General features: G+C 66.6%; 24 protein-coding genes. 7 read left to right on the top strand and 17 right to left on the bottom strand.

What is annotated here, in order from left to right; all coding sequences use genetic code 11:
• Positions 1-311 precede the first annotated feature (311 nt).
• The 7 genes from GA0116996_RS15590 to GA0116996_RS15560 all read right to left on the bottom strand — a co-directional run bounded on the left by GA0116996_RS15590 (position 312) and on the right by GA0116996_RS15560 (position 7,623).
• Complete coding sequence (locus tag GA0116996_RS15590) at positions 312-1,778, bottom strand: MFS transporter (protein ID WP_092313266.1); 1,467 nt, start codon at positions 1,776-1,778, stop codon at positions 312-314.
• Between the two features lie 48 nt (positions 1,779-1,826).
• Positions 1,827-3,746, bottom strand: coding sequence for a TRAP transporter large permease (locus GA0116996_RS15585; protein ID WP_092313263.1), 1,920 nt, complete (start codon positions 3,744-3,746; stop codon positions 1,827-1,829).
• Complete coding sequence (locus tag GA0116996_RS15580; RefSeq protein WP_092313260.1) at positions 3,743-4,372, bottom strand: TRAP transporter small permease subunit; 630 nt, start codon at positions 4,370-4,372, stop codon at positions 3,743-3,745. The genes GA0116996_RS15585 and GA0116996_RS15580 overlap by 4 nt, the downstream gene beginning before the upstream one ends.
• A gap of 19 nt (positions 4,373-4,391) precedes the next feature.
• Positions 4,392-5,435, bottom strand: a complete 1,044-nt coding sequence (locus GA0116996_RS15575) for a TRAP transporter substrate-binding protein (RefSeq protein ID WP_232348311.1) — start codon at positions 5,433-5,435, stop codon at positions 4,392-4,394.
• Between the two features lie 402 nt (positions 5,436-5,837).
• A complete protein-coding gene (locus GA0116996_RS15570; protein ID WP_092313254.1) occupies positions 5,838-6,533 on the bottom strand; it encodes an intradiol ring-cleavage dioxygenase in 696 nt (231 codons plus the stop codon).
• Between the two features lie 66 nt (positions 6,534-6,599).
• The gene (locus GA0116996_RS15565; protein ID WP_092313251.1) at positions 6,600-6,809 is read right to left on the bottom strand and encodes a hypothetical protein; all 210 of its coding nucleotides are present in this window, start codon (positions 6,807-6,809) and stop codon (positions 6,600-6,602) included.
• A gap of 346 nt (positions 6,810-7,155) precedes the next feature.
• Positions 7,156-7,623 carry a nucleoside deaminase gene (locus GA0116996_RS15560; protein WP_092313248.1) on the bottom strand — a complete coding sequence of 156 codons (468 nt, stop codon included), beginning with the start codon at positions 7,621-7,623 and terminating at the stop codon, positions 7,156-7,158.
• 255 nt (positions 7,624-7,878) lie between these two features.
• Here GA0116996_RS15560 and GA0116996_RS15555 point away from each other — a divergent pair, with 255 nt between their 5' ends.
• Together GA0116996_RS15555 and GA0116996_RS15550 are read left to right on the top strand one after the other, a co-directional pair.
• Positions 7,879-8,550, top strand: coding sequence for an ankyrin repeat domain-containing protein (locus GA0116996_RS15555; protein ID WP_092313245.1), 672 nt, complete (start codon positions 7,879-7,881; stop codon positions 8,548-8,550).
• Positions 8,551-8,658: 108 nt separating this feature from the next.
• Positions 8,659-9,189 carry a MarR family winged helix-turn-helix transcriptional regulator gene (locus GA0116996_RS15550; protein ID WP_092313390.1) on the top strand — a complete coding sequence of 177 codons (531 nt, stop codon included), beginning with the start codon at positions 8,659-8,661 and terminating at the stop codon, positions 9,187-9,189.
• A 47-nt stretch (positions 9,190-9,236) separates the two neighbouring features.
• Here GA0116996_RS15550 and GA0116996_RS15545 read toward each other — a convergent pair whose 3' ends face one another.
• From GA0116996_RS15545 to GA0116996_RS15500, 10 genes are all read right to left on the bottom strand, one after another.
• On the bottom strand, positions 9,237-9,761 hold the full coding sequence (locus GA0116996_RS15545; RefSeq protein ID WP_092313242.1) for an aromatic-ring-hydroxylating dioxygenase subunit beta: 525 nt from the start codon (positions 9,759-9,761) through the stop codon (positions 9,237-9,239).
• Positions 9,762-9,789: 28 nt separating this feature from the next.
• Entirely contained in the window at positions 9,790-11,079 is a 1,290-nt protein-coding gene (locus GA0116996_RS15540; RefSeq protein WP_092313240.1) for an aromatic ring-hydroxylating dioxygenase subunit alpha, read from the bottom strand.
• A 13-nt stretch (positions 11,080-11,092) separates the two neighbouring features.
• Positions 11,093-12,373, bottom strand: a complete 1,281-nt coding sequence (locus GA0116996_RS15535) for an NAD(P)/FAD-dependent oxidoreductase (protein WP_092313237.1) — start codon at positions 12,371-12,373, stop codon at positions 11,093-11,095.
• Positions 12,374-12,384: 11 nt separating this feature from the next.
• Positions 12,385-12,690, bottom strand: a complete 306-nt coding sequence (locus tag GA0116996_RS15530) for a non-heme iron oxygenase ferredoxin subunit (RefSeq protein ID WP_092313234.1) — start codon at positions 12,688-12,690, stop codon at positions 12,385-12,387.
• A gap of 82 nt (positions 12,691-12,772) precedes the next feature.
• Complete coding sequence (locus GA0116996_RS15525; RefSeq protein ID WP_092313387.1) at positions 12,773-13,816, bottom strand: branched-chain amino acid ABC transporter permease; 1,044 nt, start codon at positions 13,814-13,816, stop codon at positions 12,773-12,775.
• A complete protein-coding gene (locus GA0116996_RS15520; protein ID WP_092313231.1) occupies positions 13,816-14,700 on the bottom strand; it encodes a branched-chain amino acid ABC transporter permease in 885 nt (294 codons plus the stop codon). Before GA0116996_RS15520 ends, GA0116996_RS15525 begins: the two co-directional genes overlap by 1 nt.
• Before the next feature lie 12 nt (positions 14,701-14,712).
• Positions 14,713-15,450, bottom strand: coding sequence for an ABC transporter ATP-binding protein (locus GA0116996_RS15515; RefSeq protein WP_092313228.1), 738 nt, complete (start codon positions 15,448-15,450; stop codon positions 14,713-14,715).
• Positions 15,447-16,220 (bottom strand): ABC transporter ATP-binding protein, encoded by a 774-nt coding sequence (locus GA0116996_RS15510; protein WP_092313225.1) that lies wholly within the window; start codon positions 16,218-16,220, stop codon positions 15,447-15,449. The genes GA0116996_RS15515 and GA0116996_RS15510 overlap by 4 nt, the downstream gene beginning before the upstream one ends.
• A gap of 8 nt (positions 16,221-16,228) precedes the next feature.
• Positions 16,229-17,446, bottom strand: a complete 1,218-nt coding sequence (locus GA0116996_RS15505) for an ABC transporter substrate-binding protein (RefSeq protein ID WP_092313221.1) — start codon at positions 17,444-17,446, stop codon at positions 16,229-16,231.
• A 166-nt stretch (positions 17,447-17,612) separates the two neighbouring features.
• Positions 17,613-19,217, bottom strand: a complete 1,605-nt coding sequence (locus tag GA0116996_RS15500) for an MFS transporter (RefSeq protein WP_092313218.1) — start codon at positions 19,215-19,217, stop codon at positions 17,613-17,615.
• 453 nt (positions 19,218-19,670) lie between these two features.
• On the opposite strand from GA0116996_RS15500, the gene GA0116996_RS15495 reads away from it, so the two are divergent.
• The 5 genes from GA0116996_RS15495 to GA0116996_RS15475 are packed head-to-tail and all read left to right on the top strand — an operon-like array spanning position 19,671 to position 23,946.
• Positions 19,671-20,633, top strand: coding sequence for an amidohydrolase family protein (locus GA0116996_RS15495; protein WP_092313215.1), 963 nt, complete (start codon positions 19,671-19,673; stop codon positions 20,631-20,633).
• A gap of 22 nt (positions 20,634-20,655) precedes the next feature.
• The gene (locus GA0116996_RS15490; RefSeq protein WP_092313212.1) at positions 20,656-21,408 is read left to right on the top strand and encodes a maleate cis-trans isomerase family protein; all 753 of its coding nucleotides are present in this window, start codon (positions 20,656-20,658) and stop codon (positions 21,406-21,408) included.
• 9 nt (positions 21,409-21,417) lie between these two features.
• Positions 21,418-22,245, top strand: a complete 828-nt coding sequence (locus GA0116996_RS15485; RefSeq protein WP_092313209.1) for an alpha/beta fold hydrolase — start codon at positions 21,418-21,420, stop codon at positions 22,243-22,245.
• A 16-nt stretch (positions 22,246-22,261) separates the two neighbouring features.
• The gene (locus tag GA0116996_RS15480; RefSeq protein WP_092313206.1) at positions 22,262-23,320 is read left to right on the top strand and encodes a 2,5-dihydroxypyridine 5,6-dioxygenase NicX family protein; all 1,059 of its coding nucleotides are present in this window, start codon (positions 22,262-22,264) and stop codon (positions 23,318-23,320) included.
• Positions 23,320-23,946 (top strand): N-carbamoylsarcosine amidohydrolase, encoded by a 627-nt coding sequence (locus GA0116996_RS15475; RefSeq protein ID WP_092313384.1) that lies wholly within the window; start codon positions 23,320-23,322, stop codon positions 23,944-23,946. The genes GA0116996_RS15480 and GA0116996_RS15475 overlap by 1 nt, the downstream gene beginning before the upstream one ends.
• Positions 23,947-23,969: the final 23 nt, after the last annotated feature.

Below are 23,969 nucleotides of genomic sequence, written 5' to 3'. Positions count from 1 at the left end.
AGCTTGTTGTCTGCAGCACGCGCGATGTGGCTGGGCCGTATCGGCGCACTTTGCAATCGGACCGACATACCGCATGCAGCGGCGTGCAGCCCGTGGAATTGCCCGGCTTCATCCAGGCAGAGTTGAACAATGGCCAGGCGATGGCCAAGACATGGCAGCCCGCTGAAGCAAAGATTCACGCACTCAGGCCGCCGCAGGTGAGTTAAGGCTAGTCAGTTGCCCCTTCGCTTGCTGTAAGAATGTGTAAGGGGAGGCTGTAGCACTGCTTAACACGGCTGCAAGGCGAGGCCGCGCAATGAGGCCGCGCAGCGCTAGTCGTCGCTGCCGAGCGGCGGCGCGATATGCTCCAGCGGGCGGCGTTCGGCATCGATGCCGAAGCGCAGCGCCAGCAGCCCCGCCACGATCACCAGGACCGCGCCGAAGCCGTAGCCCGCCGCCACCGCTTCGCGGCTGCTGCTCTCGATCAATGCGCCCAGCAGCAGCGGCGCGATGAAGCCGCCGGTGCCGGTGCCGACGGCATAGAACACCGAGATCGCCAGCGCGCGCATTTCCAGCGGGAACACTTCGCTTGCGGTGAGGTAGGCGGAACTGGCCGCGGCGGAGGCAAGGAAGAACACGGCGGACCAGCACAGCGCCTGCGTGCGCGCGTCGAGCCAGCCCTGCACGAAGGCCCAGCCGGTCAAGGCGAGGCCAATGCCGGACAGCACGTAGGTGGCGGCGATCATGCGCCGGCGCCCGACGTGGTCGAACAGCGGGCCCAGCAGCAGTGGCCCCAGCGCATTGCCGAGCGCGAACGGAAAGATGTACAGCGCCACGCGCGCTTCCGGCACGCCATAGAAGCGCGACAGCACCAGCGCATAGGTGAAGAAGATCGCGTTATAGAAAAAGGCCTGCGCCACCATCAGCGCCAGCGTGATCAGGCTGCGCTGGCGAAAGCGCCGCAGCAGCAGGCGCATGACCTCGCCCACGCCCGGGGCGGCGCGGCGGCGCATCGCCACCGCCGCGCAATCGGGCGATACCGGCGGCAGCGGCCCGTGGCTGGCGCGCACCTCGGCCTCGATCGCGGCGATGATGCGCTCGGCCTCGTCGAGCCGGCCGTGCGTGGCAAGCCAGCGCGGACTCTCCGGCACATGCCGGCGCACCAGCACGATCGCGATCGCCAGCACCGCGCCGAGCGCGAAGCAGGCGCGCCAGCCCCACACCGGACCGAATACGCGCGCATCCAGCAGCACCAGGCTGAGCCCCGCGCCCAGCGCCGCGCCCAGCCAGAAGCTGCCGTTGATGGCCAGGTTCACGCGTCCCCTTACGCGCGCGGGGATCAGTTCGTCGATGGCGGAATTGATGGCGGCATACTCGCCGCCGATACCCAGGCCGGTGCAGAAGCGGCAGGCGGCAAAGAAGGCAAAGTCGGGGGCGAAGGCGGTCGCCAGCGTCGCCACCATGTAGACCGCGAGCGTGGCCAGGAACAGCCGCTTGCGCCCGAGCCGGTCGGCCATGCGCCCGAACACCAGCGCCCCCAGCACCGCGCCCGCGATGTAGAGCGAGCCCGACCAGCCCACCTGGGTTGCGCTCAGCCCCAGCGTATCGGGCCGCTCCAGCACCGCGCCGACCGAGCCGACCAGCGTGACCTCCAGGCCATCGAGCACCCACGCAACGCCCAGCGCGATCGCCACGCGCCAGTGCCAGCGCGACCACGGCAGGCGGTCGAGCCGCCCGGGGATATCGGTGCGGAAGGTGGTGTCGGGGGGCGGGCTGGCGAGGGCGGTATCGGTTGGCATTGCCAACCAGTATAGGAAACGGGTGCCGCGGCGCTGATGCCGCGGCGCTCAGCGGTACAGCACGGTCGGCAGCCAGAGGCCGATTTCGGGGAAGACGTAGAGCAGCACCAGCGCAATCACCTGGATGCCCATGAACGGCAGCATGCCGAGGAAGATCTGGTTCAGCGTGACATGGGGCGGCGCCACGCCCTTCAGGTAGAACGCCGCCATGGCCACCGGCGGCGACAGGAAGGCGGTCTGCAGGTTCAGCGCCACCAGCAGCCCGAAGAACAGCGGATCGATGCCGAAGTTGTCCAGCAGCGGGATAAAGATCGGCATGAAGATGATGATGATCTCGGTCCACTCCAGCGGCCAGCCCAGCAGGAAGATGATCAGCTGCGCCAGGATCATGAACTGCACCGGCGACAGGTTCATCGACAGCACCCACTGCTCGACCAGCGCCTGCCCGCCCAGCAGCGCGAACGCGGCCGAGAAGATCGACGAGCCCACGAACAGCCAGCACACCATGGCGCTGGTCTTGGCGGTCAGCAGCACCGATTCCTTGAGCACGCGGAAGTTCAGCTGGCGGTAGGCGGCCGCCAGCAGCGCGCCGCCGAGCGAACCGACCGCGGCGGCCTCGGTGGGCGTGGCCAGCCCGAACACGATCGACCCCAGCACCGCCAGGATCAGCAGCGCCAGCGGAAAGAACGACGTCAGCAGCATCTTGAAGATTTCCACCCGCGCAAAGCTGAAGCGCCAGTAGAAATACACCAGCAGCAGCCCGACCACCGCCAGCGTGATCCAGAACCAGCGCGGTGCCGACACGGTGGCGGCGGCAGGCGTGGCTGCGGGGCGGGCATCTGCCTCGGTGGCGGCGGGCGTAGCGGATGTCGCGGGCGCGGACGGTGCCGCGGCGGCCGGCGCCGCGGGTTCCTCTGACGGCGGCGCCGCCAGGTCGTCGACCGCCGCGCTGCTCTCCTCGGCGCCGCCCAGCGACAGCGGCGACTCGACCGCGATGCTTGCGGCCGGGGAGGTGACGGCGCTGTAGATCGTGCCCATCACCAGCGCCGTCACCAGTGCCGGCAGCAGGACGATGCCCAGCTGGCGCGCGAACACGGCACTCGGCACCTCGGCGTTGCGTGGACCCTTGAGCGCGCGCATCAGCCCCGCGCCCAGCGCCGGCAGGGCATGGGTGGCACCGCGTGCCTGCAGCGTGCGCGCCACCGGCGGCAGCGGCACCACGCGTTCCGCTTCGGGCAGTGGTGGCGCCAGCGCGGGCTTGAGCTTGGCCAGCAGCACGATGTAGAGCACATAGAGCCCGGTCAGCATCAGGCCGGGGAAGAAGGCGCCGGCATAGAGCTGCACCACGGAGACGCCCGCGGTGGCGCCGTAGACGATCAGCAGCACGGAAGGCGGGATCAGGATGCCCAGGCAGCCGCCGGCGGTCACCGCGCCGGCCGACATCGAGGTGCTGTAGCCCGCGCGCAGCATGGCCGGGAAGGCCAGCAGGCCCATCAGCGTGACGACCGCGCCGACGATGCCGGTGGCGGTGGCGAAGATCGCGCAGGTCACCAGCGTGGCCACCGCGAGCGAACCCGGGATCCACGCCAGCGCCAGGTGCAGGCTGCGGAACAACTTCTCGATCAGGTTCGAGCGCTCGACCAGGTAGCCCATGAACACGAACAGCGGCACCGAGATCAGCACATCGTTGGTCATCACGGCATAAGCACGCTGCACCATCAGGTCGAGCGTCTGCTGCACCGCGATCTCTGGGTTGGCGTCGCGGTACGCCAGCCAGGCAAACAGCACGCCCATGCCCATCAGTGTGAACGCCGTCGGAAAGCCCAGCATGATCGCCACTACGATCAGCGCCAGCATCAGCAGGCCCAGGTGCCCGTTGGTCCAGTCCCCCGGAGCGGGCATGAACCACACCACGGCACCGATGATCAGCGCCATCAGGCTCACACCGAACCACAGTTCCTTCCTCATCGACCGGCTCCCGGCGGGTTGTCGCGCGGTGGCGGAGCCTCGGCCAGTTCAGCCGTGGGCGTGCCCTGCACCATCTCCTTGAGCTTGTCGACGTCGACCTCTTCGACATCGCCTTCGCGCAGCGGCCAGTTGCCGGTGCGCAGGCACAGCACGCAGCGGATGGTCTCGGCCACGCCCTGCAGCAGCAGCAGCGCGCCGGCCACGGGGATCACCGCCTTGAACGGATAGATCGGCGGTCCGTCGGCGGCGATGGAGGAGTGTTCGTTCTGCGCCAGCGAGACCTCGAAGAAGTCGATGCCGGCCCAGGCCAGCGCGATCACGCCGGGGAAGAAGAAGGCCAGGTACAGCACCAGGTCGATGCCGGCCTGCATCCGCGGCGACAGGAAGCCGTAGAGGATATCGCCGCGCACGTGGCCGCGCTTGGCCAGCGTGTAGGCGCCCGCCAGCATGAACAGCGTGCCGTACAGCATGTTGCTGGCGTCGAATACCCAGGCGTGCGGCGCGCCCAGCGCATAGCGCGAGAACACCTCGTAGCTGATCATCAGCGTGAGCGCGATGATCAGCCACGAGGCGGCCTGGCCGACGAAAGTGCTGAGCCAGTCGATGCGCAGCAGCAGGCGTTGCACGGCGCGCGTCCCCGGGGGCTCAGCCGCGCTTGGAGAAGTAATGGCTGGTGGCCAGCCGGTAGTCGACGTTGGTATCGTTCTGCCAGCGCGTGGAGCGCTGCGCGAAGGCCTTCATCGAATCATTGACCTTCTTGAACATGGGGTTCTCTTTTTCCTTGCGCGCCACGATTTCGTCCCAGATCTTCAGCTGCGCCTGCAGCACCGAGTTGGGGGTGGCGTAGAACTTCACGCCCTGCTGCTGCAGCGCCTGGTAGTCCTTGGAATAGCGGTCGATGGCCTTCATCGACATGTCGGCCGAGGCCGCGTCCACCGCGTTGGCGATCAGCGCCTTGAGTTTCGCCGGCAACGCGTCGTAGCGCTTCTTGTTGAACAGGATCTCGAACTGTTCCGAGCACTGGTGGAAGCTGCGCAGCATGCAGATCTTGGACACGTCCTGGAAGCCCAGCGCGCGGTCGGAGCTGGCGTTGTTGAACTCCGCCGCATCGAGCAGGCCGCGGTCCAGCGCGGGCACGATCTCGGCACCCGGCAGCGCGTTCACCGCCGCGCCCAGGCCGGTGAAGATATCGATCGACAGGCCGACGGTGCGGAACTTCAGCCCCTTGAAGTCTTCCGGCTTGGTGATGGGCTTCTTGAACCAGCCCAGCGGCTGGGTCGGCATCGGCCCGTACAGGAACGAGACCACGTCCAGGTTCAGGCTGCGGTAGATCTCCTGCTGCAGTTCCTTGCCGCCGCCGTACTTGTGCCAGGCCAGCAGCATGTTGGGGTCCATGCCCCAGGCCGGCCCCGAGCCCCACAGCGCCAGCGCCGAGTTCTTGCCGTACCAGTACGCGATCACGCCATGGCCGCCGTCCAGCGTGCCCTTGCTGACCGCGTCGATCAGGTCGAAGGCCTTGACCACTGCGCCAGCGGGCAGCAGCTCGATCTTGAGATCGCCGCCCGACATGTCGTTCACCTTGGTGACGAAGTCGCCGGCGAACTCGTGGAAAATATCCTTGGTCGGCCAGGTACTCTGCCAGCGCATCGTGACCGGCCCCTGCGCCTTGACGATGGCCGGGAAGCCCATGGCGGCCGCCCCCGCGGCGGCGCCGGCAGCGCCGCCCAGGAAGCCGCGCCGGGAGACGCTGCTGCTTTTGCCGCTGCTCTCGCCGCTGCTCCGCCCATCTGATTTCCTCGCCCTGGATGCCATGACCGTCTCCCTCTGCTGAGTGTGGGACTACCCGCGAGCGTGCCAGCCATGGGGACCGAGGCCACTCGCCACTGACGCGAACACCGGAAAAGTCGGGAAAAGCTGGAGCATGCGGGGCCAGCGGACGCACGGCAGGCCTGCCGACGGGCAGGGGTGCCGGGCAGGTGGCCCGTGATTCCCTTCATGGTAGGAAAGGCACAGGGAACCACAATCTAGGGATTACCCGCGCGGTGTGCGCCGGTGCACTTTGCGCTCGGGCAGGATGCGCCTGCCGCGGGCTCAGGCGCGCGCGATGCCGACCGTGAAGCTGGCCTCGAGCATCCCCGCCGCGTCGACGGCCTGGCGCACCGCCATCAGGTTGGGACGCGTCCCCGCGATGGGGTCCTGCACGGTGGCGCGCGACGGCACGCCGTGCGCACGGTAGGCCGGATGGCCGCCCAGGACTTCCCGGTTGAGCGCGTCGCTGAAATAAAGCTGGCTGGTCAACGCTTCGGCGCGGCCGAGCAGCACCTTGAAATGGATATGGATGGCGCGCGGCGCGTACCAGCCCGGATAGATCGAGGTGAAGCTGGCGACGCCGTCGCTGTCCGCCGGCTGGACGCCGCGCAGGAAACGCGCCTGCCGGTCGCCGCGGCCTTCGCCGCTGTAGTGGCCTTGCGCATCGCAGTGCCAGATGCTGACCAGGGCACCCGGCACCGGCGCGCAGCCGCGCCCGGCGTCGACCACCCGGATGCGCACTCGCAGCGGCTGGCCGGGGCGGCCGTCGCGGATATCGGCGCGCACCAGGGCATCGTCCAGGTAGAACGGGCCTTCGGTGGCGGCCGGCGTCAGCAGGCACGCCGCGGGCGATGCCGCCGCGGCCGTGCCCGGCGCGATGCCGGCCGCGGCCAACAGGCCCAGGTCGCGCAGGAAGCGGCGGCGCGCCGCGTCGGGGTCTGCCGGGACGCCGGCATCAGCGACCGGGCCCGTGGTCATGGTGGCCTCCGTGGTGTTGCGAGTGGGCCGGACGGCGCTTGGCGCGCGCTGGCCGGGACCGGGGCATCAGCGCCCCATGGCCTTGAGCATGGAATAGCCGTGGCTGGTGATGCGCGGCGCCTGGCGGCGGCCATGCAGGACTTCCAGGTGAACGAATCGCTTTTCGACCAGGGCCTTGAGGTCGGTGGGATCGATCTGGCGGGAATCGGTGGAATCGAGGGAATCGGGGCCATCGCTCAGCAATAGCAGCGTGGCAAGTTCATGCGGGCTCAGCACGTTCGTCTCCTTGGCTAGAGGGGGGCGTTTGCTGGGAGTCTGCGCGGCGACATCGCGCCTGCGGAAGGGCGTTGCACGATTCGCGGGACGATCCGGCACGGGCGCTGCATGTTGCGCTGCAGTACCGCAGCGCAGCCACCGCAGCCCAGCCGGGTATCTCGCGCAATCCATTGGTTTGACGGGAGGCCCCGCGCGCGGTTCCGTGCCGCCGCCGGCCGTTACATGTGACCCACTGTCGCAGCGCCGTCATCCCCATATTAGTCGGCCCCGATGACAAGGCGATGGCCATGCCGGCATCGAGGGCAAAGGGAGCGGCAGCCATCCGCTCCCCGTCATGCCGTCGCCGCTACTGGACCTGGCGCGCGCGCCAGGCTTCGTACAGGTCGACGCCCTGGTCGCGGGCCGGTACGTAGGCCAGCTTCATCTCGCGCTGGTCGAGCGGACGGGCCAGCTCGACGTAGCCGCGCTCGGCGGACAGGTCGTAAGGGGCGCCGTCCTCATTGGAATACGCGTAGTAGACCGCCTCGACCCCGGCCAGGTACATCGCGGTCAGGCACATCGGGCAAGGATAGCCGCTGGCGTACACGGTGCAGCCGCTCAGGTCGGGCTTGCCCAGCGCGCGGCTGGCGGCGCGCACCGCCTGCATCTCGGCATGCGCGCTGGGGTCGCAGGTGGCATCGACCTCGTTGACCGCGCGGGCCAGCACCGTGCCGTCCCTGACCACCACGGCGCCAAAGGGCCAGGTATTGCGCTCGCGCACGTTCTCCATGGCGAGGCGGATGGAATCCAGCAGATAGGCTTCGGTTGTCGACACGCGTTGTCTCCGGTCAGGCCTGGCCCGCGCAGGCGGACGTGATGCGGGCCTCGCGACTATAGGCCAGCGTGTGCGGGGAGGGTGGCGCGGGTTGTTATAGAGCGTATTCGGGCGCCGGATGCCATGGCCGTTGGCACTGGCGCGCATTCGAATCCTTAACTTCGCGTGCCGCGGGCGGCGTGCCAGAATGCGGCCGATGTCTCCCTGCACCTCGCCCTCACCGCGCCCATGGTGCATTCGCTGAAAGGATTCCCAATGCTGCCGGCGCGCCTGCTCATTGCCCTGTCCCTGTTCATTGCCATGCTGACTTCCATCCCCGCCGCCGCGAGCGCAACGCCCGAGCAACAACTGCGCGAAGCCGCGGCGCGCGGCGACGCCGCGCAGGTCAGCGCGCTGCTGGCCCGGGGCGCCAGTATCGACGCGCGCGATGCGCAGGGACGCACCGCGCTGCTGCTGGCCACCCACCACAACCGCGTGCAGGCAGCGCGGGTGCTGATCGATGCCGGCGCCGACGTGAACGCGCAGGACGCGATCCACGACAGTCCCTACCTCTATGCCGGCGCGCGCGGCCACAACGAGATCCTGCGCCTGACGCTGGCGCACGGCGCCGACCTGCGCAGCACCAACCGCTACGGCGGCACCGCGCTGATTCCCGCCGCCGAGCGCGGCCACGTCGAGACCGTGCGCATGCTGATCGCGGCCGGCGTGGCGGTGGACCACGTGAACAAGCTCAAGTGGACGGCCTTGCTCGAGGCCATCATCCTCGGCAACGGCGGTGCCGCGCATACCGAGATCGTGCGCCTGCTGGTCCAGGCCGGGGCCGACGTGAACCTGGCCGACGGCGACGGGGTTTCGCCGCTGCAGCATGCGCGCCAGCGCGGCTACCGGCAGATCGAGCGCATTCTCCGCGACGCCGGCGCGCTTTGAGGCGCGGCGCTCCGGGACCCATGCGTCATGCGTTGCAAGCCGTTCTGGCGATCGCCGTTACCGTGCCCTCATATATACTGTCAGTGTGCATACAAAATGGTGAAGGCGATGTCTCCAAGAGCAAAGCGCGGCGCAACGAGTGAAAGCAGCAGCACGGCCACTGCGGTGCCGGAAGCGGATCCGGCCAAGGAACTGCTGTGGGCACGTCCCGGCTTTCTGGTGCGGCGGCTTCACCAGATCCACGTGGCGATGTTCTTCGAGGAATGCAAGGCGCCCAATATCACGCCGGTGCAGTACGCCATCCTTACCGTATTGTCGGTGCTGCCGGGGCTGGATCAGACCTCGCTGGGGCAGGAAGTGGGGCTGGACCGCACCACGACAATGGATGTGGTGCGCCGCCTGGAAGACCGCGGCCTGGTCGAGCGCCGCGAAAACCCTGCGGACCGGCGTACGCGCCATGTCCACCTGACGCGCGAAGGCAAGAGCGTGGTAACGTCGCTGCGTGCCGACATGGCGCGCGCGCAGGAACGCATGCTGGCGCCGCTGAAGCCGGCGCAGCGGGAGGTGTTCATGGAATTGCTGGCGACACTGGTGGAGGCCAACAACCAGTACAGCCGCACCGTATTGCGGAGCATGTAAGCAAGAACGGCGGGCGCTATGCCCGCCGCTTTTTATTGCGATGTGGCTCAGACCGGATAGACCAGGTCGTTCGCAATGATGGTGGTGTCGTACACCACCTGCCGCTCGCGCAGCAGCAGCCTGGCGCCCTGGCGACGGAAGCGATCGTGATAGGTCCCCGCGAGGTGGATCGTGGTGGGGCCTTCGACCAGCGTCTGCAACAGCATGAAGTTGGCCTGTGCCGCGATCTCGCCGTCGGCAGTTTCATCGCTGACACGCGTGTTGGTCACCAGGTGCAGGTTGTAGCGGGGCGCGAACATCTGCGTATTGGCGATCGCCGCGGCGCGGTCGCGCATCATGCCGATGCCTTCGGCATACACCAGCCCGACGGGCAGGTTGCGCTCGGCGTTCTCGCGCGCGGTAATGCGGTAGAGCGCATCCTCGGTGAAGAAGCTCGGCCATTGCTCGACCATGCCAGCGTCGAGCACCGCGCAATAGTCAGCGTGGAAGGCATCGATCTCCAGCCGCAGTTCGATCGCGCGCCCGGTGCCGAGGGTGCTCTCGCGATAGAGGGAGTAGTTCAGCGGTTTCATATTGCTTTGGGTTCCGGTCAGGCGGCGTTCAGAATCCCATCACGCCGCGATAGTACTGGTACATCGCGCGGATCGCGGATTCAGAGATCAGGGAGCTGGACGTGCCGATCTGCTGCGCGTCCAGCTTGAGCACGTTGAGATCGCTGCTGGAGCGGCGCACGCCTTCCTGCACGAACTTCATCGCCTCGTTATCCTCCAGCCCGAGGAAGCCGGCCGGACCCATCAGGTTGCCCTGGCGCAGGCGATGCTGCGTCATTTCGTCGGTATCGTCCTCGTAGCCGAACATGGTCCACAGCATCAGCATGCTGTCGGGACCGTTGGGCACGATCTGGCGCACGCCGAGCGTGTTCATCTCGCGCTGCACGATCAGGTTCGGCCAGATCGTCTGCATTGTCACCGACCATGGCGAGTCGAACTCGCGCACGTACTCCAGGAAGCGCTCGTCCTCCAGTTGCATGCCTTCGTGGTACGAGCGCATCTCCTTCTTGTTCTCGTCGCTGACGGCCGCATACTTGTCCTCCTTCTTGGCCGATGCCATGGTGCCGTGGCGGCCGTGCACCGGGTCGGCGATCATCGCCGATTCATTGCCCGCCACAAGCAGGCCAAACACCACCAGGAAGGAGTGCAGCAGCGTGGCGTGGTACGGGTCCTTCAGGTTCTCGTGGTACATCTTCCAGTTGCACGGCAGCTCGTTCTTGTAATAGCCGAGCACCTTGAGCGGCTTGCCGTTGAAGACCACGTCGAAGTCCTTCAGGATCTCCGGCGTCATGTAGTCTTCCAGGCTTTCCATGTCAGGCGCGTATGAGGCAAAGATCACGCCGTTGCGCGTCGCCACGTGCAGCTTCACCAGCCCGTGGTCTTCGTTGCGGAAGTCCTTGGGCATGCCGCCGGCACGGTTGACGCCGCGTTTGAACGGAACGCCCTGCAGGTTGCCCTTCAAGTCGTAGGACCACTGGTGGTAGGGGCAGACGAATTCCTTGGTGTTGCCCTGGCTGTGGCGGCAGAACTCTGCGCCGCGGTGCGCGCACCGGTTTTCGAAGACATTGATCGAGCCATCCTCGGCGCGCGAGACGACCACCGGCGTCGCGCCGACATACGAGCGCTTGAAGTCCCCGGCATTGGTGATCTCAGCTTCCAGCGCGACGTAATTCCACGAGCGGCCGCGGAAGATCTTCTGCAGCTCCAGATCATGGACGGCCTGGCTGGTGTAGACCCAGTCCGGGATGTAGTGGAGGCCGTCCTCGGGCCAGCGGCATTCAGCCAGTCCCGGGTTTTTCTTGCCCAGCGTGTGCTGGATCACCGCTTGTGTCTGGTACATGTGGGGGGTCCTCTCAGAGTGTGATGGAGCGTTCGGCTTCTGCCTGCCATTCGCGGACGACCTGCCGCAGCGGCAGGGTCTCGTCGCACAGGCGTGCGAGACAGGTAGTGACGTCGTGGCCGACCAGTGAGCGCAGCTGACGCAGGTCGCCGCCGGCATTCACGGCAATGGCATGGCTCAGGCGGCCGTGGCGGGTGCCGAGCAGCATGAATTTCGGGGCGGCGGCATCGTGGGCCCCGATACCGCGCCAGGCATAGCGGAGATCCGGATGCCCGGCGCCGAGCATCTGCACGTTGCAGCCAAACTGGTCGGTCCAGAACCACGGCAGCGCAGCGGGTTCCGCCGCCACGCCCAGCAGCGACGCCGCAGCGATGCGTCCCTGTTCATTGGCGCTTTGCCAGGACTCGAGCCGGACCTCGGTGCCGAACAGCGGCTGGTACTGGCTGCAGCAGTCGCCCGCAGCGTAGATTCCTTCCGCGCTGGTGCGGCACTGTTGGTCGACCTGGATACCGCCGTTCTGCGGATGCAGCGCCAGACCAGCGCCGGCGGCAAGCGTCACTTCAGGTGTCAGGCCGATGGCGACCACCACCAGCGGTGCGTGCAGCACCGAACCGTCAGCCAGCTGCAGATGCACGCCATCGTCGCGGGTGTCGCAAGCGGCAATGCCGCAACCGAGGCGCAGGGTCACGCCTTGTGCCCGTACCCGGTCCGCCAGCCATGCACCAAGCTCCGGCGGCAGGGCGCGGCCAAGCAGGCCGTCCGCGCTCTCGACCAGCGTGACCTTCAGGCCCATGCCTGCGGCGGTCGACGCGGTCTCCAGGCCAAGGAAGCCGCCGCCGATCACCACGAGCTCGCCAACGTGCTGCATGGCTTCGCGCAGGCGCGCCGCATCGTCCAGCGAGCGCAGGTAATGCACATGTGGCGTGCCCGGCGGCAGCGCCGGCAGCACGCGGGCATTGCCGCCGGTGGCCAGCAGGCAGGCGCCGTAGCCGATGGCGCTGCCGTCGGCCAGGTGCGCGACATGCCGTCCGGCATCGAGTGCGGTGACGCAGGCGCCCAGCCGCAACTCGATGCCTTGATCAGCATAGAAGCTGGCGGGTTGCACGCCGATCTTCCCGTCCTGTCCGGCATCGGCGAGCACGGACTTGGACAGCGGCGGGCGCTCGTATGGGGCGTGCCGTTCGCCGCCCGCCATGACGATGCGGCCACCGTAGCCAAGGCCGCGAAGCGCAGCGGCCGCCATGGCCCCCGCCTGGCCGGCGCCGACGATCAGGATGGACGTGTGCTGTGTCATGACTGGCTCCCTTACAGCTCGACCCACACCCGGCTGTCTTCGATCTTGACCGGGTAGGTGCGGATATCGCCGGTGGCGGGCGCGCACATCGCCTTGCCGGTGCGGATGTCGAAGCGGGCCTGGTGCAGCGGGCATTCGATGCAGCCGTCCTCCAGATAGCCATCCGACAGCAGGGCATACTGGTGCGTGCAGACGTTGTCGGTGACAAAGTACGCGTCATCGCTGCGATAGACGGCAAGCTGGCGATCGCCCAGCGTCAGCGGCATCACCTCGTCGTTCTGCAGCGTGTTGGCCGCATCGATGTGAATCCATGCCATGGTTCTCTCCGTGAATCTAATTTGTCAGTACACTGATCATATAAGATCAGTGTACTGATGTTCGTGGCGCGAAGAATCCTCGTTAACCCTGACTGGTGCGCGCCGTCCCGGGCGTGGGCGCGGCACTGCGCCGCAGCGTGGGACGTGCCTGCCACCGCGCCAGGATCTCGCCCATGATGCCGCGGCGGAAAGTCAGCACGCAGACCACGAAGATCAGCCCGGTCACCATGCTGACCGACTCGCCCAGCGTATCGAACCAGCCGATCCCGGTCATCTCCGCCAGCGCATTGCCCGCATCCCCCAGCTTGTTCTCCAGCGCGACAATGACCAGCGCGCCGACCAGCGGGCCGGACAGGGTTCCCATGCCACCGACCAGCGTCATCAGGATCACGGAGCCCGACATCATCCAGTGCACATCGGTCAGCGTGGCGAAGCCCAGCACCAGTGTCTTGAGCGCACCCGCCAGCCCCGCCAGCGCCGACGACAGCACGAACGCCAGCAGCTTGAACCGGTCCGCGTCATAGCCCAGCGAGACGGCGCGCGGCTCGTTCTCCTTGATCGCCCGCAGGATCTGTCCGAAGGGCGAGTTGACGATACGCATGATGGCAAGGAAGGCCGCGACCGTGATCGCCAGCACGACGTAGTACATGGTGTGGTCGGACGCCAGCGGCAGCACGCCGAGCAGTTCGCCGCGCGGTACCGCCTGCATGCCATCTTCGCCCCCGGTCACTGGTGCCTGCAGGCAGAAGAAGTAGAACATCTGCGCCAGCGCCAGCGTGATCATGGCGAAGTAGATACCCTGGCGGCGGATCGCCAGCGCGCCGAACACCAGCCCCAGCAGGGCGCCGAATGCAGTGCCGGCCAGCAAGGCCAGTTCCGGCGGAAGCTGCAGCGATTTCATCGCGTAGCCACAGGCATAGGCCGCGCCGCCGAAGAAGGCGGCATGGCCGAAGGACACCAGCCCGGTATAGCCCAGCAGCAGGTTGAAGGCGCAGGCAAACAGCGCGAAGCACAGCAGCTTCATCACCAGTACCGGGTAGGCGCCCAGCCAGGGCGCGAGCAGCAGGGCAGCCAGCAGTAGTCCGTACGCGAGCAGCGGCCGCGTTGCGTAAGTGGGGCTTGCCATCATTTCTCCTTTCCAAACAGGCCGGCCGGTCGCACCAGCAGCACGCAGACCATGGCGACAAAGACTACGGTCGCTGAAGCTTCGGGGTAATAGACCTTGGTGATGCCTTCGAACACACCCAGCCCCAGGCCGGTAAAGATCGAGCCGAGGATCGACCCCATGCCGCCGATCACCACCACCGCGAACACCGTGATGATCAGGTTCTGCCCCATCAGCGGCGACACCTGCATGACTGGCGCGGCGAGCACACCCGCAAGCGCCGCCAGGCCTACGCCAAAGGCATAGGTCAGGGTTACCAGCAGCGGCACGTTGACGCCGAAGGCCTCGACCATGCGCGGATTCTCGGTGCCGGCGCGCAGGTAGGCGCCCAGCCGGGTCTTCTCGATCATGAACCAGGTGGCAAAGCACACCGTCAGCGAGGCCAGCACCACCCAGGCGCGGTAGTTGGGCAGCACCATGAAGCCCAGCTGGCTGACGCCGGTCAACGCCTCCGGCGTGGGGTAGGGCAGGCCGGAGACGCCATAGACCGAGCGCAGCAAGCCTTCGATCAGCAGGCAGATGCCGAGCGTCAGCAGCAGCCCATAGAGGTGGTCGAAGCGGTACAGGTGGCGCAGCATGGTGCGCTCCAGCACCACGCCCAGCGCGCCGGCCGCCAGCGGCGCCAGCAGCAGCATCAGCCAGTAGTTGATCCCAAGGTAGTTCAGGCCCATCCACGCCAGCACAGCGCCCAGCATGAACAACGCGCCATGGGCGAAATTGATCACGTTGAGCAGGCCGAAGATCACGGCCAGCCCCAGGCTCAGGATCGCGTAGAACGATCCGTTGACCAGCCCCAGCAGCAGCTGGCTCAGCAGCGCGGGCAGGGGCACTCCAAACAATTCCATGACAAGGTCTCCTTACACGCCCAGCAGGGCGTTGAGCGCGGGCATCTTCCGTTCCAGCTCGTTCGCAGCGAAGGCCTCCACGATGCGGCCGTGTTCCATCACGAAGAAGCGGTCCGCCAGCGGCGCCGCGAAGCGGAAGTTCTGTTCCACCATGACGATGGTGTAGCCCCTGCGGCGCAGCGTGGCGATCATCTTCGCGAGCTTCTGTACGATCACCGGGGCCAGCCCCTCCGATATCTCGTCGAGCAGCAGCACGCTGGCGCCGGTGCGCAGGATGCGCGCCACCGCCAGCATCTGCTGCTCGCCGCCCGACATGCGCGTGCCCGGGCTCTTGCGCCGCTCGTGCAGGTTGGGGAACATCTCGTAGATCTCGGCAACGGACATGGGCTCGCGCAGTCCCGTAGTGCCCGGCGCTACCTCGAAGGCAGGCGGCAGCATCAGGTTCTCTTCGCACGACAGGCTGGCAAAGATGGCGCGTTCCTCCGGGCAATACCCCAGCCCGAGCGGCGCGATGCGGTGGGTCTTCATGCCGATGGTTTCCCGGCCGAAGACGCGCACCGAGCCCTTGCGCGTGCCAGCCAGGCCCATGATGGCGCGCAGCGTGGTGGTGCGCCCCGCGCCGTTGCGGCCCAGCAGCGTCACCACTTCGCCGGGCTGGACCGCCAGGTTGACGCCGTGCAGGATGTGCGATTCGCCGTACCAGGCATGCAGGTCCCGCAATTCCAGGGCGGGGGTGGCGGTTGCAGTCATGCGGCCTCCTGCTGGTCTTCCGTAGTTCCCATATAGGCTTCCTTCACCTGCGGGTTGCGCGAGATCTCCTCATACGTGCCCTCGGCCAGCACGGCGCCGCGCTGCAGCACCGTGATGCGATCGACGATCGACGACACCACGCTCATGTTGTGCTCCACCATCAGCACGGTCCGTCCCGCCGACACGCGCTTGATCAGCGCCGTCACGGTCTCGACGTCTTCATGGCCCATGCCTTGCGTGGGCTCGTCCAGCAGCATCAGTTCGGGATCGGTGGCGAGCGTGGTGGCCAGCTCCAGCGCGCGCTTGCGGCCGTAGGCCAGTTCGGCCGTGCCGAGATGCGCGAAGCCGGCAAGGCCCACGTCATCCAGCAGTTCCATGGCGCGCGCATCCAGCCGCGACAGCGAGCGCCTGCCGCGCCAGAAATGCCACGACGTGCCCAGCTTGCGCTGCAGCGCGATGCGCACGTTCTCCAGCACGGTCAGCTGCGGGAACACCGCCGAAATCTGGAACGAGCGGATCACGCCCATGCGAGCGATCTGCGCCGGCCGCAGCGCGGTGATGTCGGCACCGTTGAAATGGATGGCGCCGGACGACGGTGCGTGGAACTTGGTCAGCAGATTGAAGCAGGTGGTCTTGCCAGCGCCGTTGGGACCGATCAACGCATGGATCGAGCCTCTCCGCACGGACAGGCTGACATCGCTGACGGCGGTAAAGCCCTTGAACGCCTTGGTCAGCCCCTGCGTGCGCAGGATCACGTCTTGCTCAGGCATGGGCGCGCTCACTTCTTGACCAGCGGGCATTCGCTGGCGGAGAGGGGACGGAAGGCTTCGTCGCCAGGGATCGTGCCGATGTACTTGACCAGGTCCCACGCGCCTTTCGATTCCGCCGGCGACTTGGCCTGGGCCAGGTACATGTCGTGCACCATGCGCCCATCGATCCGGACCTTGCCATTGCGCACGAAGGCGTCGTTGACGGGCAGCGCGCGCATCTTGTCCGCCACCGCGGGCCCCTCGACGGTCTTGGCGGCTTCCACGGACTTCAGGTAGTGCAGCACGCCCGAGTAGACACCGATCTGCCCATGGGTGGGATATGCCTTGTGGCGCTTGAAATAGCGCTCGACGAAGTCCTTCGACTTCGCGTCGAGGTCGAGCCTGAACGGATCGACGTAGGTGAGGCCCTGCGCGGCGGGCAATCCCAGGCTCTTGAGATCGGTGATGAAGGTGGACGGCGTGATCACCGTCTGGCCCGACTTGATCAGGCCGAACTCGCCGGCCGCCTTGACGCCGTTGATCATGTCATTGCCGGCATTGGCCAGCACCACCACCTTGGCCTTGGACGCCGACGCCGCAACCACCGGGCTGCTGAAGTCGCTGGCATTGAGCGGATGGCGCGTGCTGCCCACGTTCTTGCCGCCGCCGGCATCCACGGCCTTGCGGAAGTCGGCCTCCAGCGACTGGCCAAAGGCGTAGTCCACCGTGATGTAGTACCAGCTGTTGCGGCCCTGGTCGATCAGGCGGCGGACCAGCGGATAAGACACGGAGTATGTGTCCCAGGCCCAGTGGAATCCCGTGGGCGAGCAATTCTGGTTGGTCAGCGCCATGGCACCGCCGGTGGAGACGATGTCGATCTTCTGCTTCTGGCGCGCCACTTCCTGCACAGCCAGCGCCGTCGATGAGTTGGGGAAGTCGATCACCATGTCGACGCCGTCGGTATCGAACCAGCGGCGCGCCAGCGACGAGGCGATATCGGCCTTGTTCTGGTGATCGGCTGACAGCACCGTGACGGGCTTGCCCAGCGCCTTGCCGCCGAACTCCTCGACGGCCATCTGGGCGGCGACGACGGAGCCCTTGCCGGACAGGTCGGCATAGGAGCCGGACATATCGGTGATGACGCCGATCTTCACGCCGCTGGCGTCGGCCAGGGCGGGCGTGGCCTGCGCCAGGCCGAGCACGGCGGATGACGCGGCAAGGGTGCGGAGGATGCGAGAGGTGGACATGGGGGCTCCAGGTTGTCTGCGCGAAGGGATGGAAGTTGGCGATGGCTGCATTCGCCCGCCGCGGGCGCCATCGCTGCGCTCGCGCGGTAAATAATTCAGTATGCTGAATATATGCCCATGAAAAGGGCGGATTCCTCCGCCCTGCAAGTGCACCGGGTGGCAGTGCTCAAGTGGAAAGATCGCGCCCGCGCGTCTCCGGCACGAACACCATGCCGATGACGAAGGCGAGGCCGGCGATGACCACCGGATACCACAGGCCAAAGTACACGTCGCCGCTGGACACGTTCATTGCCGTGACCACGAACGACAGCATGCCGCCAACCCAGCCCGCACCAAGGTGGAAGGGCAGCGACAGCGAGGTGTAGCGCACCCTCGCCGGGAACAGCTCGACCATGAAGGCGGCCATCGGGCCATAGACCATGGCCAGGAACAGGATCGGCACCAGCAGCAATATGAACACCATCGGCGTATTCATGCTGGCCGGATCGGCGCGCTCCGGCCAGCCGGCCTCGATCAGTGCGCCCTTGATGGCGGCGCGGTCGAAGCCCTGCAGCGTGCGCTCGCCGATCCGCACTTCCGCCTGGGCCGGGCCGCTGGCCGGCACGAAGGTGTAGCCAACGCCGAGGTCGGTCAGGTAGCCCCGGATCTTGTCGCAGGCCGACACCGGTTCGCCGAACAGGCGCGCCTTGCAGTCGCCAGCGGTCACCTGCACCGTGCCTTGCCGCTGGAACTGCTCCAGCGCCGGATTGGCGTAGTGGGTCAGTCCCTTGAACACCGGCTGGGTGCATAGCGCAGCCAGCAGGCACGCCGCCATCATGATGTACTTGCGGCCGATACGATCCGACAGCCAGCCGAAGAACAGGTAGCACGGCGTGGCTACCACCAGTGCGATCGCGATCAGCTTGTGCACGGTTTCGATCGGCACCTGCAGCGTCTTGTTGAGGAAGAACATGCTGTAGAAGTGGCCGGTGCCGAAGATCGCGCCAAGCCCGGCGGCCACCACGAACAGCAGCAGCACCGACTTCAGGTTTTTCCACTGAGTGAAACTCTCGCGGATGGGGGACTTCGAGGTGGCATTGCCCGCCTTCATGCGCGCGAACACCGGCGATTCATGCAACTTGCCGCGGATGTACACCGAGATCACCAGCATGACCAGCGACACGATGAACGGGATGCGCCAGCCCCACGCGCGGAATTCCGCCTCAGTCAGGAAGGTCTTGAGCAGATACACCACGAACAGAGAGGCCAGCAGCCCCAGGGTGGCGGTGGTCTGCAGCGAGCTGGTGTAGAGGCCCCGCTTGCTTGCCGGCGAGTGCTCGGCGACGTACGTGACCGCGCCGCCCACTTCGCCGCCAAGGGCCAGGCCCTGCAGCAGCCGCAACAGGACCAGCAGCACCGTGGCGGTGATGCCGATCTGCTGGTACGTCGGCAGCACGCCCACGCCCACCGTGGCCACCCCCATCAGCAGGATGGTGACCAGGAAGGTGTACTTGCGGCCGATCAGGTCGCCCAGGCGCCCGAACAGCAGCGCGCCTACGGGGCGGATCAGGAAGCCGGCGCCAAAGGTGGCCAGGCTCGCCAGGAAGGCGGCTGTTTCGTTGCCCGGCGGAAAGAATAAAGCACCGAAGTACACGGCCAGCGCCGCGTAGATGTAGAAGTCATACCACTCCATCAGGGCGCCGAAGGATGAGGCAAGGATGACCTTGCGTTCTTCAGCAGTCATGCCGGAGGCGTGGGCGCGTGTCTCGGCGCGGGTCAGGCTGATCGTCATGGCGGGGGTCCTCTTGGTCAGGCCGTTGTCTCTGTTGTTTCTTTGCTTCCCGGTGGTGCAGGCGCCAGTGGCGCGGCGAGTTCATGGCTTGCCGCTGTGCAGCGCTGCATGCTGCCGGTGCATCAGTCAGTATGCTGATGAGAAGCGCAGTATGCTGAGCAAAATGCGGGCCAGTGCCGGCGCCGCCCGCTGTCTTGCAAAGGCGCCGGAAAGCCCGATTTAAACGGTTATTTCATATCGTCAGCATACTGATCATCTGCGAATCAGTGTACTGAGCGACTTTGCGCATCGTTATAGGTGTTAACCCTTCGCGCCGCGTCTGGACTTTTGAAATGTCGCTGACTAGAATCCGAAACTAATCAGTGTACTGAGCAATTAATGAGGCAAACGCGTTTGCGCACGCGGGACAAGCTCGGCACGCAGCGATTCCACCCATCAGGAGCCCCCACCAGCATGAACTACGTGAAGAAGATCGCCCTGGAAGAGCATTTCATGACCCCTGGTTTCCAGGCTTATTCCAAGGGGTTTACGCAGCATATCGATGCGGCGGTGTTCGCCGAGCTCGGTCGCCGCCTTGCCGATTTCGACGAAGAGCGGCTTGCCGAGATGGACCGGTGCGGCATCGACATCACCGTGCTGTCGCAAACCGGCCCCGGCGTGCAGGGCGAGCCTGATGCCGGCCTCGCGCTGGCGCGGGCACGCGAGAGCAATGACTTCCTGGCGGCGCAGATCGCCCGCCATCCGACGCGCTATGCCGGCTTTGCCGCGCTACCGATGCAGGATCCCGGGCAGGCGGCGGCCGAACTGGAGCGCGCCGTGCAGCAGCTCGGCTTCAAGGGCTCGCTGGTGAACGGCCATACGCATGGACGCTACTACGACGATCCTGCTTATGACTTTTTTTGGGAGCGCATGCAGGCGCTGGATGTGCCGATGTACCTGCATCCCACCGATGCCTTCGTGTCGCCGCAAGTGCTCGCAGGTCATCCGGAGCTGGCCGGGGCGGCGTGGGGGTGGGGCGTGGAAACCGCATCGCATGCGCTGCGGCTGTTGTTCAGCGGCGTGTTCGACCGCTTCCCGCGCCTGAAGCTGATCCTCGGACATATGGGCGAGGGCCTGCCGTACCAGCGCTGGCGCTTTGACAGCCGCTTCGCGGTCTATTCGCACGGCGTCAAGCTGGAGCGCGCGCCGTCCGAGTACATCGGCAGCAATATTGTCATCACCACCTCGGGCGTGTGTTCGCACGGCGCGCTGATGGGCGCCATTGCCGAACTGGGGCCGGAGGCGGTGATGTTCTCGGTCGACTATCCCTATGAATCCACTGAAGCGGCCGCGAAGTTCATCGACAGCGCACCGCTCGACGACACCACGCGCGCGCTGGTCTGCCACGGCAACGCGCAACGCTTGCTCAAGCTCTGATCGCACCCACCGGGAACCCCCAATGCAAAAAGTCCTTCGTATCGGCCAGATCGTCCCCAGTTCGAACACGACGATGGAAACCGAAATCCCCGCCATGCTGATGGCGCGCCAGCAGATCCGCCCGGAGCGCTTCACCTTCCACTCTAGCCGCATGCGGATGAAGAAGGTGGTCAAGGAAGAGCTGGCGGCAATGGATGCCGAGTCCGACCGCTGCGCGGTGGAACTAAGCGATGCCCGCGTCGACGTGCTCGGCTATGCGTGCCTGGTCGCGATCATGGCGATGGGCCATGGCTACCACCGGCAGTCCGAACAGCGCCTGAAGGCGCACACCACGGCCAACGGCGGCGATGCCCCTGTCATCACCAGTGCCGGCGCACTGGTGGATGCGCTCAAGGTGATGGGCGCGAAGCGCATTGCGGTGGTCGCGCCCTACATGAAGCCACTGACCGAACTGGTGGTGGACTACATCCGCAACGAGGGCTATGAAGTCGTGGACTACCGCGCGCTGGAAATTCCCGACAACCTGGAAGTCGGCCGCCATGATCCCGCGCGCCTGCCGGGCATCGTCGCGCAGATGAACACGCACGACGCCGACGTGATCGTGCTGTCTGCCTGCGTGCAGATGCCGTCGCTCCCGGCCGTGGCGAGGGTCGAGGCGATGACCGGAAAGCCGGTGCTCACCGCCGCCATTGCTACCACCTACGCGATGCTCCGCGCGCTGGATCTGCAGCCAGTTGTGCCGGGCGCGGGCGCGCTGCTGTCCGGCGCTTACTGAGGAGCGGCCATGAGCACCTTCCTTTACGGAGGCCACGTCCACGCCAACGGCATCAGGCAGCACTACCTGCGCTACGGCGGCAATGCAGCGGAGCGTGCCGCGCGTGATGCCGTCATTGTCGTGCCGGGCATTACCAGCCCCGCGATCACGTGGGGCTTTGTCGGCGAGCGCTTCGGCACGCGCTTCGACACCTATATCGTCGACGTGCGCGGCCGCGGGCTGTCGTCGGCGGAGGCGGAGCTCGATTACGGCCTGGATGCACAGGCGCGCGACATAACGGCCTTTGCCGAAGCGCTGGGCCTGCCGCGCTACAGCGTGGTTGGCCATTCGATGGGCGCACGGATCGGCCTGCGTGCCGCGGCGGGACAGCCGAGCGGACTGGCGCGGCTGGTGATGGTCGATCCGCCCGTCTCGGGGCCCGGCCGTCGCCCGTATCCGGCGCAGCTTTCGTGGTACGTCGATTCGATCAGGCTGTCCCGGCAAGGCACCGACCTGGAGGGCATGCGCCGCTTCTGCCCGACCTGGACCGACGAGCAGTTGCGCCTGCGCGCCGAATGGCTGCACACCTGCAATGAAGAGGCGGTGGTGCGCAGCTTCGAAGATTTCCACCGTGACGACATCCATGCCGACATGCCGCGGGTCAGGGTGCCCACATTGCTGATGACCGCCGGGCGCGGCGACGTGGTGCGGCCCGAAGACGTCGCGGAGATTCGCGCGCTGCTGCCAGGCGTGCTGGTCAGTCACGTCGCCAATGCGGGCCACATGGTCCCGTGGGACGACGAAGCGGGCTTTTACGCGGCGCTGGAGGATTTCCTCGGCGCGCCGCTGTTGCAATGACGAACAAGGAGCCGACATGCCGGTAAGCGACCACCAGATGATCGAGGCCTGGCGCAAGGTGCTGCGGCTGTCCCGGCTGGAGCCGGGTCAGACCGTCACCATCCTGACCAGTGCCGCCACCCACCCACAGACGCTGTCCACCGCGCTCACCGCCACGCAGTCGATGGGCGCCATCGTCAACCGGCTTGACCTGCCGCCCGTCAATGGCGAAAAGGCACTGAGCCGCGATTCGCTCGCCTACCTCGGCACCACGCCGCTGACCGGCAACCCGGCGGCCATCGCTGCGCTGAAGGCGAGCGACCTGGTGCTGGACCTGATGACACTGCTGTTCTCGCCCGAGCAGCACGAGATCCTGCTGGGCGGAACCAGGATCCTGCTGGCCGTCGAGCCGCCCGAAGTGCTGGCGCGCATGGTGCCCTGCGAAGCCGATCGCGAACGCGTGAAGGCGGCTTCGCAGCGGCTGGCAGACGCGCAGGAAATGCAGGTCATCTCGCCCGCCGGCACCGACCTGCGCTGCCCGCTGGGTGAATTCCCCGCCATCAGCGAGTACGGCTTTGTCGACGAGCCCGGGCGCTGGGACCACTGGCCCAGCGGCTTCGCACTGACCTGGCCGAACGAAGGCGCCGCTTACGGGACCATCGTGCTGGACCAGGGGGACATCCTGCTGCCGCAGAAGACCTACGTCACCGAACCGATCCGTCTGACGGTAGAAGCAGGCTTTGCGACGCGCATCGAAGGCGGGCTACATGCCGAACTGCTGAGCGAATACATGGCGTCGTTCAACGATCCCGAAGCCTATGCCATCTCGCATATCGGCTGGGGGTTGCAGCCGCGCGCGCACTGGTCCACGCTGGGCCTGTACGACCGAGAGGCCACCATCGGCATGGATGCGCGCGCTTTCGAGGGCAACTTCCTGTTCTCGCTCGGTCCGAACAACGAGGCCGGCGGCCATCGCACCACGGCCTGCCATATCGACATCCCCGTGCGCCGCTGCACCGTGCGCCTCGACGGCGTCGACATGGTGACCGCGGGCAAGGTGACCGACGGTTTCCGCTACCCGGAGGACAAGTCATGATGCTCAAGGAAAGCGGCGCGTACCAGCGCCAGGGCTTCGGCAATACGCTGGAGCTGGCCGAGCCCTTCGGGTTGCTGATCGTGGACTTCGTCAACGGCTTCGCCGATCCGGCGATATTCGGCGGCGGCAATATCCGCGAGGCCATTGCCAATACCGTGCCGCTGCTCGCGGTGGCGCGGCGCGAAGGCTGGCCCATCGCGCACAGCCGCATCGTGTACGCCGACGATGGCGCGGACCACAACGTCTTCTCGATGAAGGTGCCGAACATGCTGACGCTGACGGAGCATGCCTTCAACAGCGCCATCGTGGCAGAACTGGCGCCGCAACCGGGCGAACTGGTGGTGCGCAAGTCCGTGCCGTCAGCGTTCTTCGGCACATCGCTGGCGGCGTGGCTGACGCAGCGCGGCGTGCGCACGCTTGTCGTGGCCGGTGCCGTCACCAGCGGGTGCGTGCGTGCCAGCGTGGTCGATGCGATGCAGTACGGCTTCCGCCCACTGGTGCTGTCCGACTGCGTGGGCGACCGCGCGCTGGGGCCGCATGAGGCCAACCTGTTCGACATGGCGCAGAAGTACGCAACGGTCGCCACCCGGGCGGAGGGGCTTGCCGCCATCGGCGTGCGGGAATAGGTGCCCGCAACGGCATGGCGGCG

Source organism: Cupriavidus alkaliphilus, assembly GCF_900094595.1.
Classification (GTDB): Bacteria; Pseudomonadota; Gammaproteobacteria; order Burkholderiales; family Burkholderiaceae; genus Cupriavidus; species Cupriavidus alkaliphilus.
This window is presented reverse-complemented; position numbering and strand designations above follow the sequence as displayed.

Bases quoted from the DNA above. Each gene is read 5' to 3' on its own strand.
- GA0116996_RS15525 (WP_092313387.1), bottom strand. From the start codon at position 13,816: ATGGCAAGCCCCACTTACGCAACGCGGCCGCTGCTCGCGTACGGACTA.
- GA0116996_RS15575 (WP_232348311.1), bottom strand. From the start codon at position 5,435: ATGGGCTTCCCGGCCATCGTCAAGGCGCAGGGGCCGGTCACGATGCGC.
- GA0116996_RS15510 (WP_092313225.1), bottom strand. From the start codon at position 16,220: ATGCCTGAGCAAGACGTGATCCTGCGCACGCAGGGGCTGACCAAGGCG.
- GA0116996_RS15520 (WP_092313231.1), bottom strand. From the start codon at position 14,700: ATGGAATTGTTTGGAGTGCCCCTGCCCGCGCTGCTGAGCCAGCTGCTG.
- GA0116996_RS15515 (WP_092313228.1), bottom strand. From the start codon at position 15,450: ATGACTGCAACCGCCACCCCCGCCCTGGAATTGCGGGACCTGCATGCC.
- GA0116996_RS15590 (WP_092313266.1), bottom strand. From the start codon at position 1,778: ATGCCAACCGATACCGCCCTCGCCAGCCCGCCCCCCGACACCACCTTC.
- GA0116996_RS15505 (WP_092313221.1), bottom strand. From the start codon at position 17,446: ATGTCCACCTCTCGCATCCTCCGCACCCTTGCCGCGTCATCCGCCGTG.
- GA0116996_RS15500 (WP_092313218.1), bottom strand. From the start codon at position 19,217: ATGACGATCAGCCTGACCCGCGCCGAGACACGCGCCCACGCCTCCGGC.
- GA0116996_RS15495 (WP_092313215.1), top strand. From the start codon at position 19,671: ATGAACTACGTGAAGAAGATCGCCCTGGAAGAGCATTTCATGACCCCT.
- GA0116996_RS15530 (WP_092313234.1), bottom strand. From the start codon at position 12,690: ATGGCATGGATTCACATCGATGCGGCCAACACGCTGCAGAACGACGAG.
- GA0116996_RS15585 (WP_092313263.1), bottom strand. From the start codon at position 3,746: ATGAGGAAGGAACTGTGGTTCGGTGTGAGCCTGATGGCGCTGATCATC.
- GA0116996_RS15545 (WP_092313242.1), bottom strand. From the start codon at position 9,761: ATGAAACCGCTGAACTACTCCCTCTATCGCGAGAGCACCCTCGGCACC.
- GA0116996_RS15550 (WP_092313390.1), top strand. From the start codon at position 8,659: ATGTCTCCAAGAGCAAAGCGCGGCGCAACGAGTGAAAGCAGCAGCACG.
- GA0116996_RS15535 (WP_092313237.1), bottom strand. From the start codon at position 12,373: ATGACACAGCACACGTCCATCCTGATCGTCGGCGCCGGCCAGGCGGGG.
- GA0116996_RS15480 (WP_092313206.1), top strand. From the start codon at position 22,262: ATGCCGGTAAGCGACCACCAGATGATCGAGGCCTGGCGCAAGGTGCTG.
- GA0116996_RS15485 (WP_092313209.1), top strand. From the start codon at position 21,418: ATGAGCACCTTCCTTTACGGAGGCCACGTCCACGCCAACGGCATCAGG.
- GA0116996_RS15540 (WP_092313240.1), bottom strand. From the start codon at position 11,079: ATGTACCAGACACAAGCGGTGATCCAGCACACGCTGGGCAAGAAAAAC.
- GA0116996_RS15555 (WP_092313245.1), top strand. From the start codon at position 7,879: ATGCTGCCGGCGCGCCTGCTCATTGCCCTGTCCCTGTTCATTGCCATG.
- GA0116996_RS15475 (WP_092313384.1), top strand. From the start codon at position 23,320: ATGCTCAAGGAAAGCGGCGCGTACCAGCGCCAGGGCTTCGGCAATACG.
- GA0116996_RS15490 (WP_092313212.1), top strand. From the start codon at position 20,656: ATGCAAAAAGTCCTTCGTATCGGCCAGATCGTCCCCAGTTCGAACACG.
- GA0116996_RS15570 (WP_092313254.1), bottom strand. From the start codon at position 6,533: ATGACCACGGGCCCGGTCGCTGATGCCGGCGTCCCGGCAGACCCCGAC.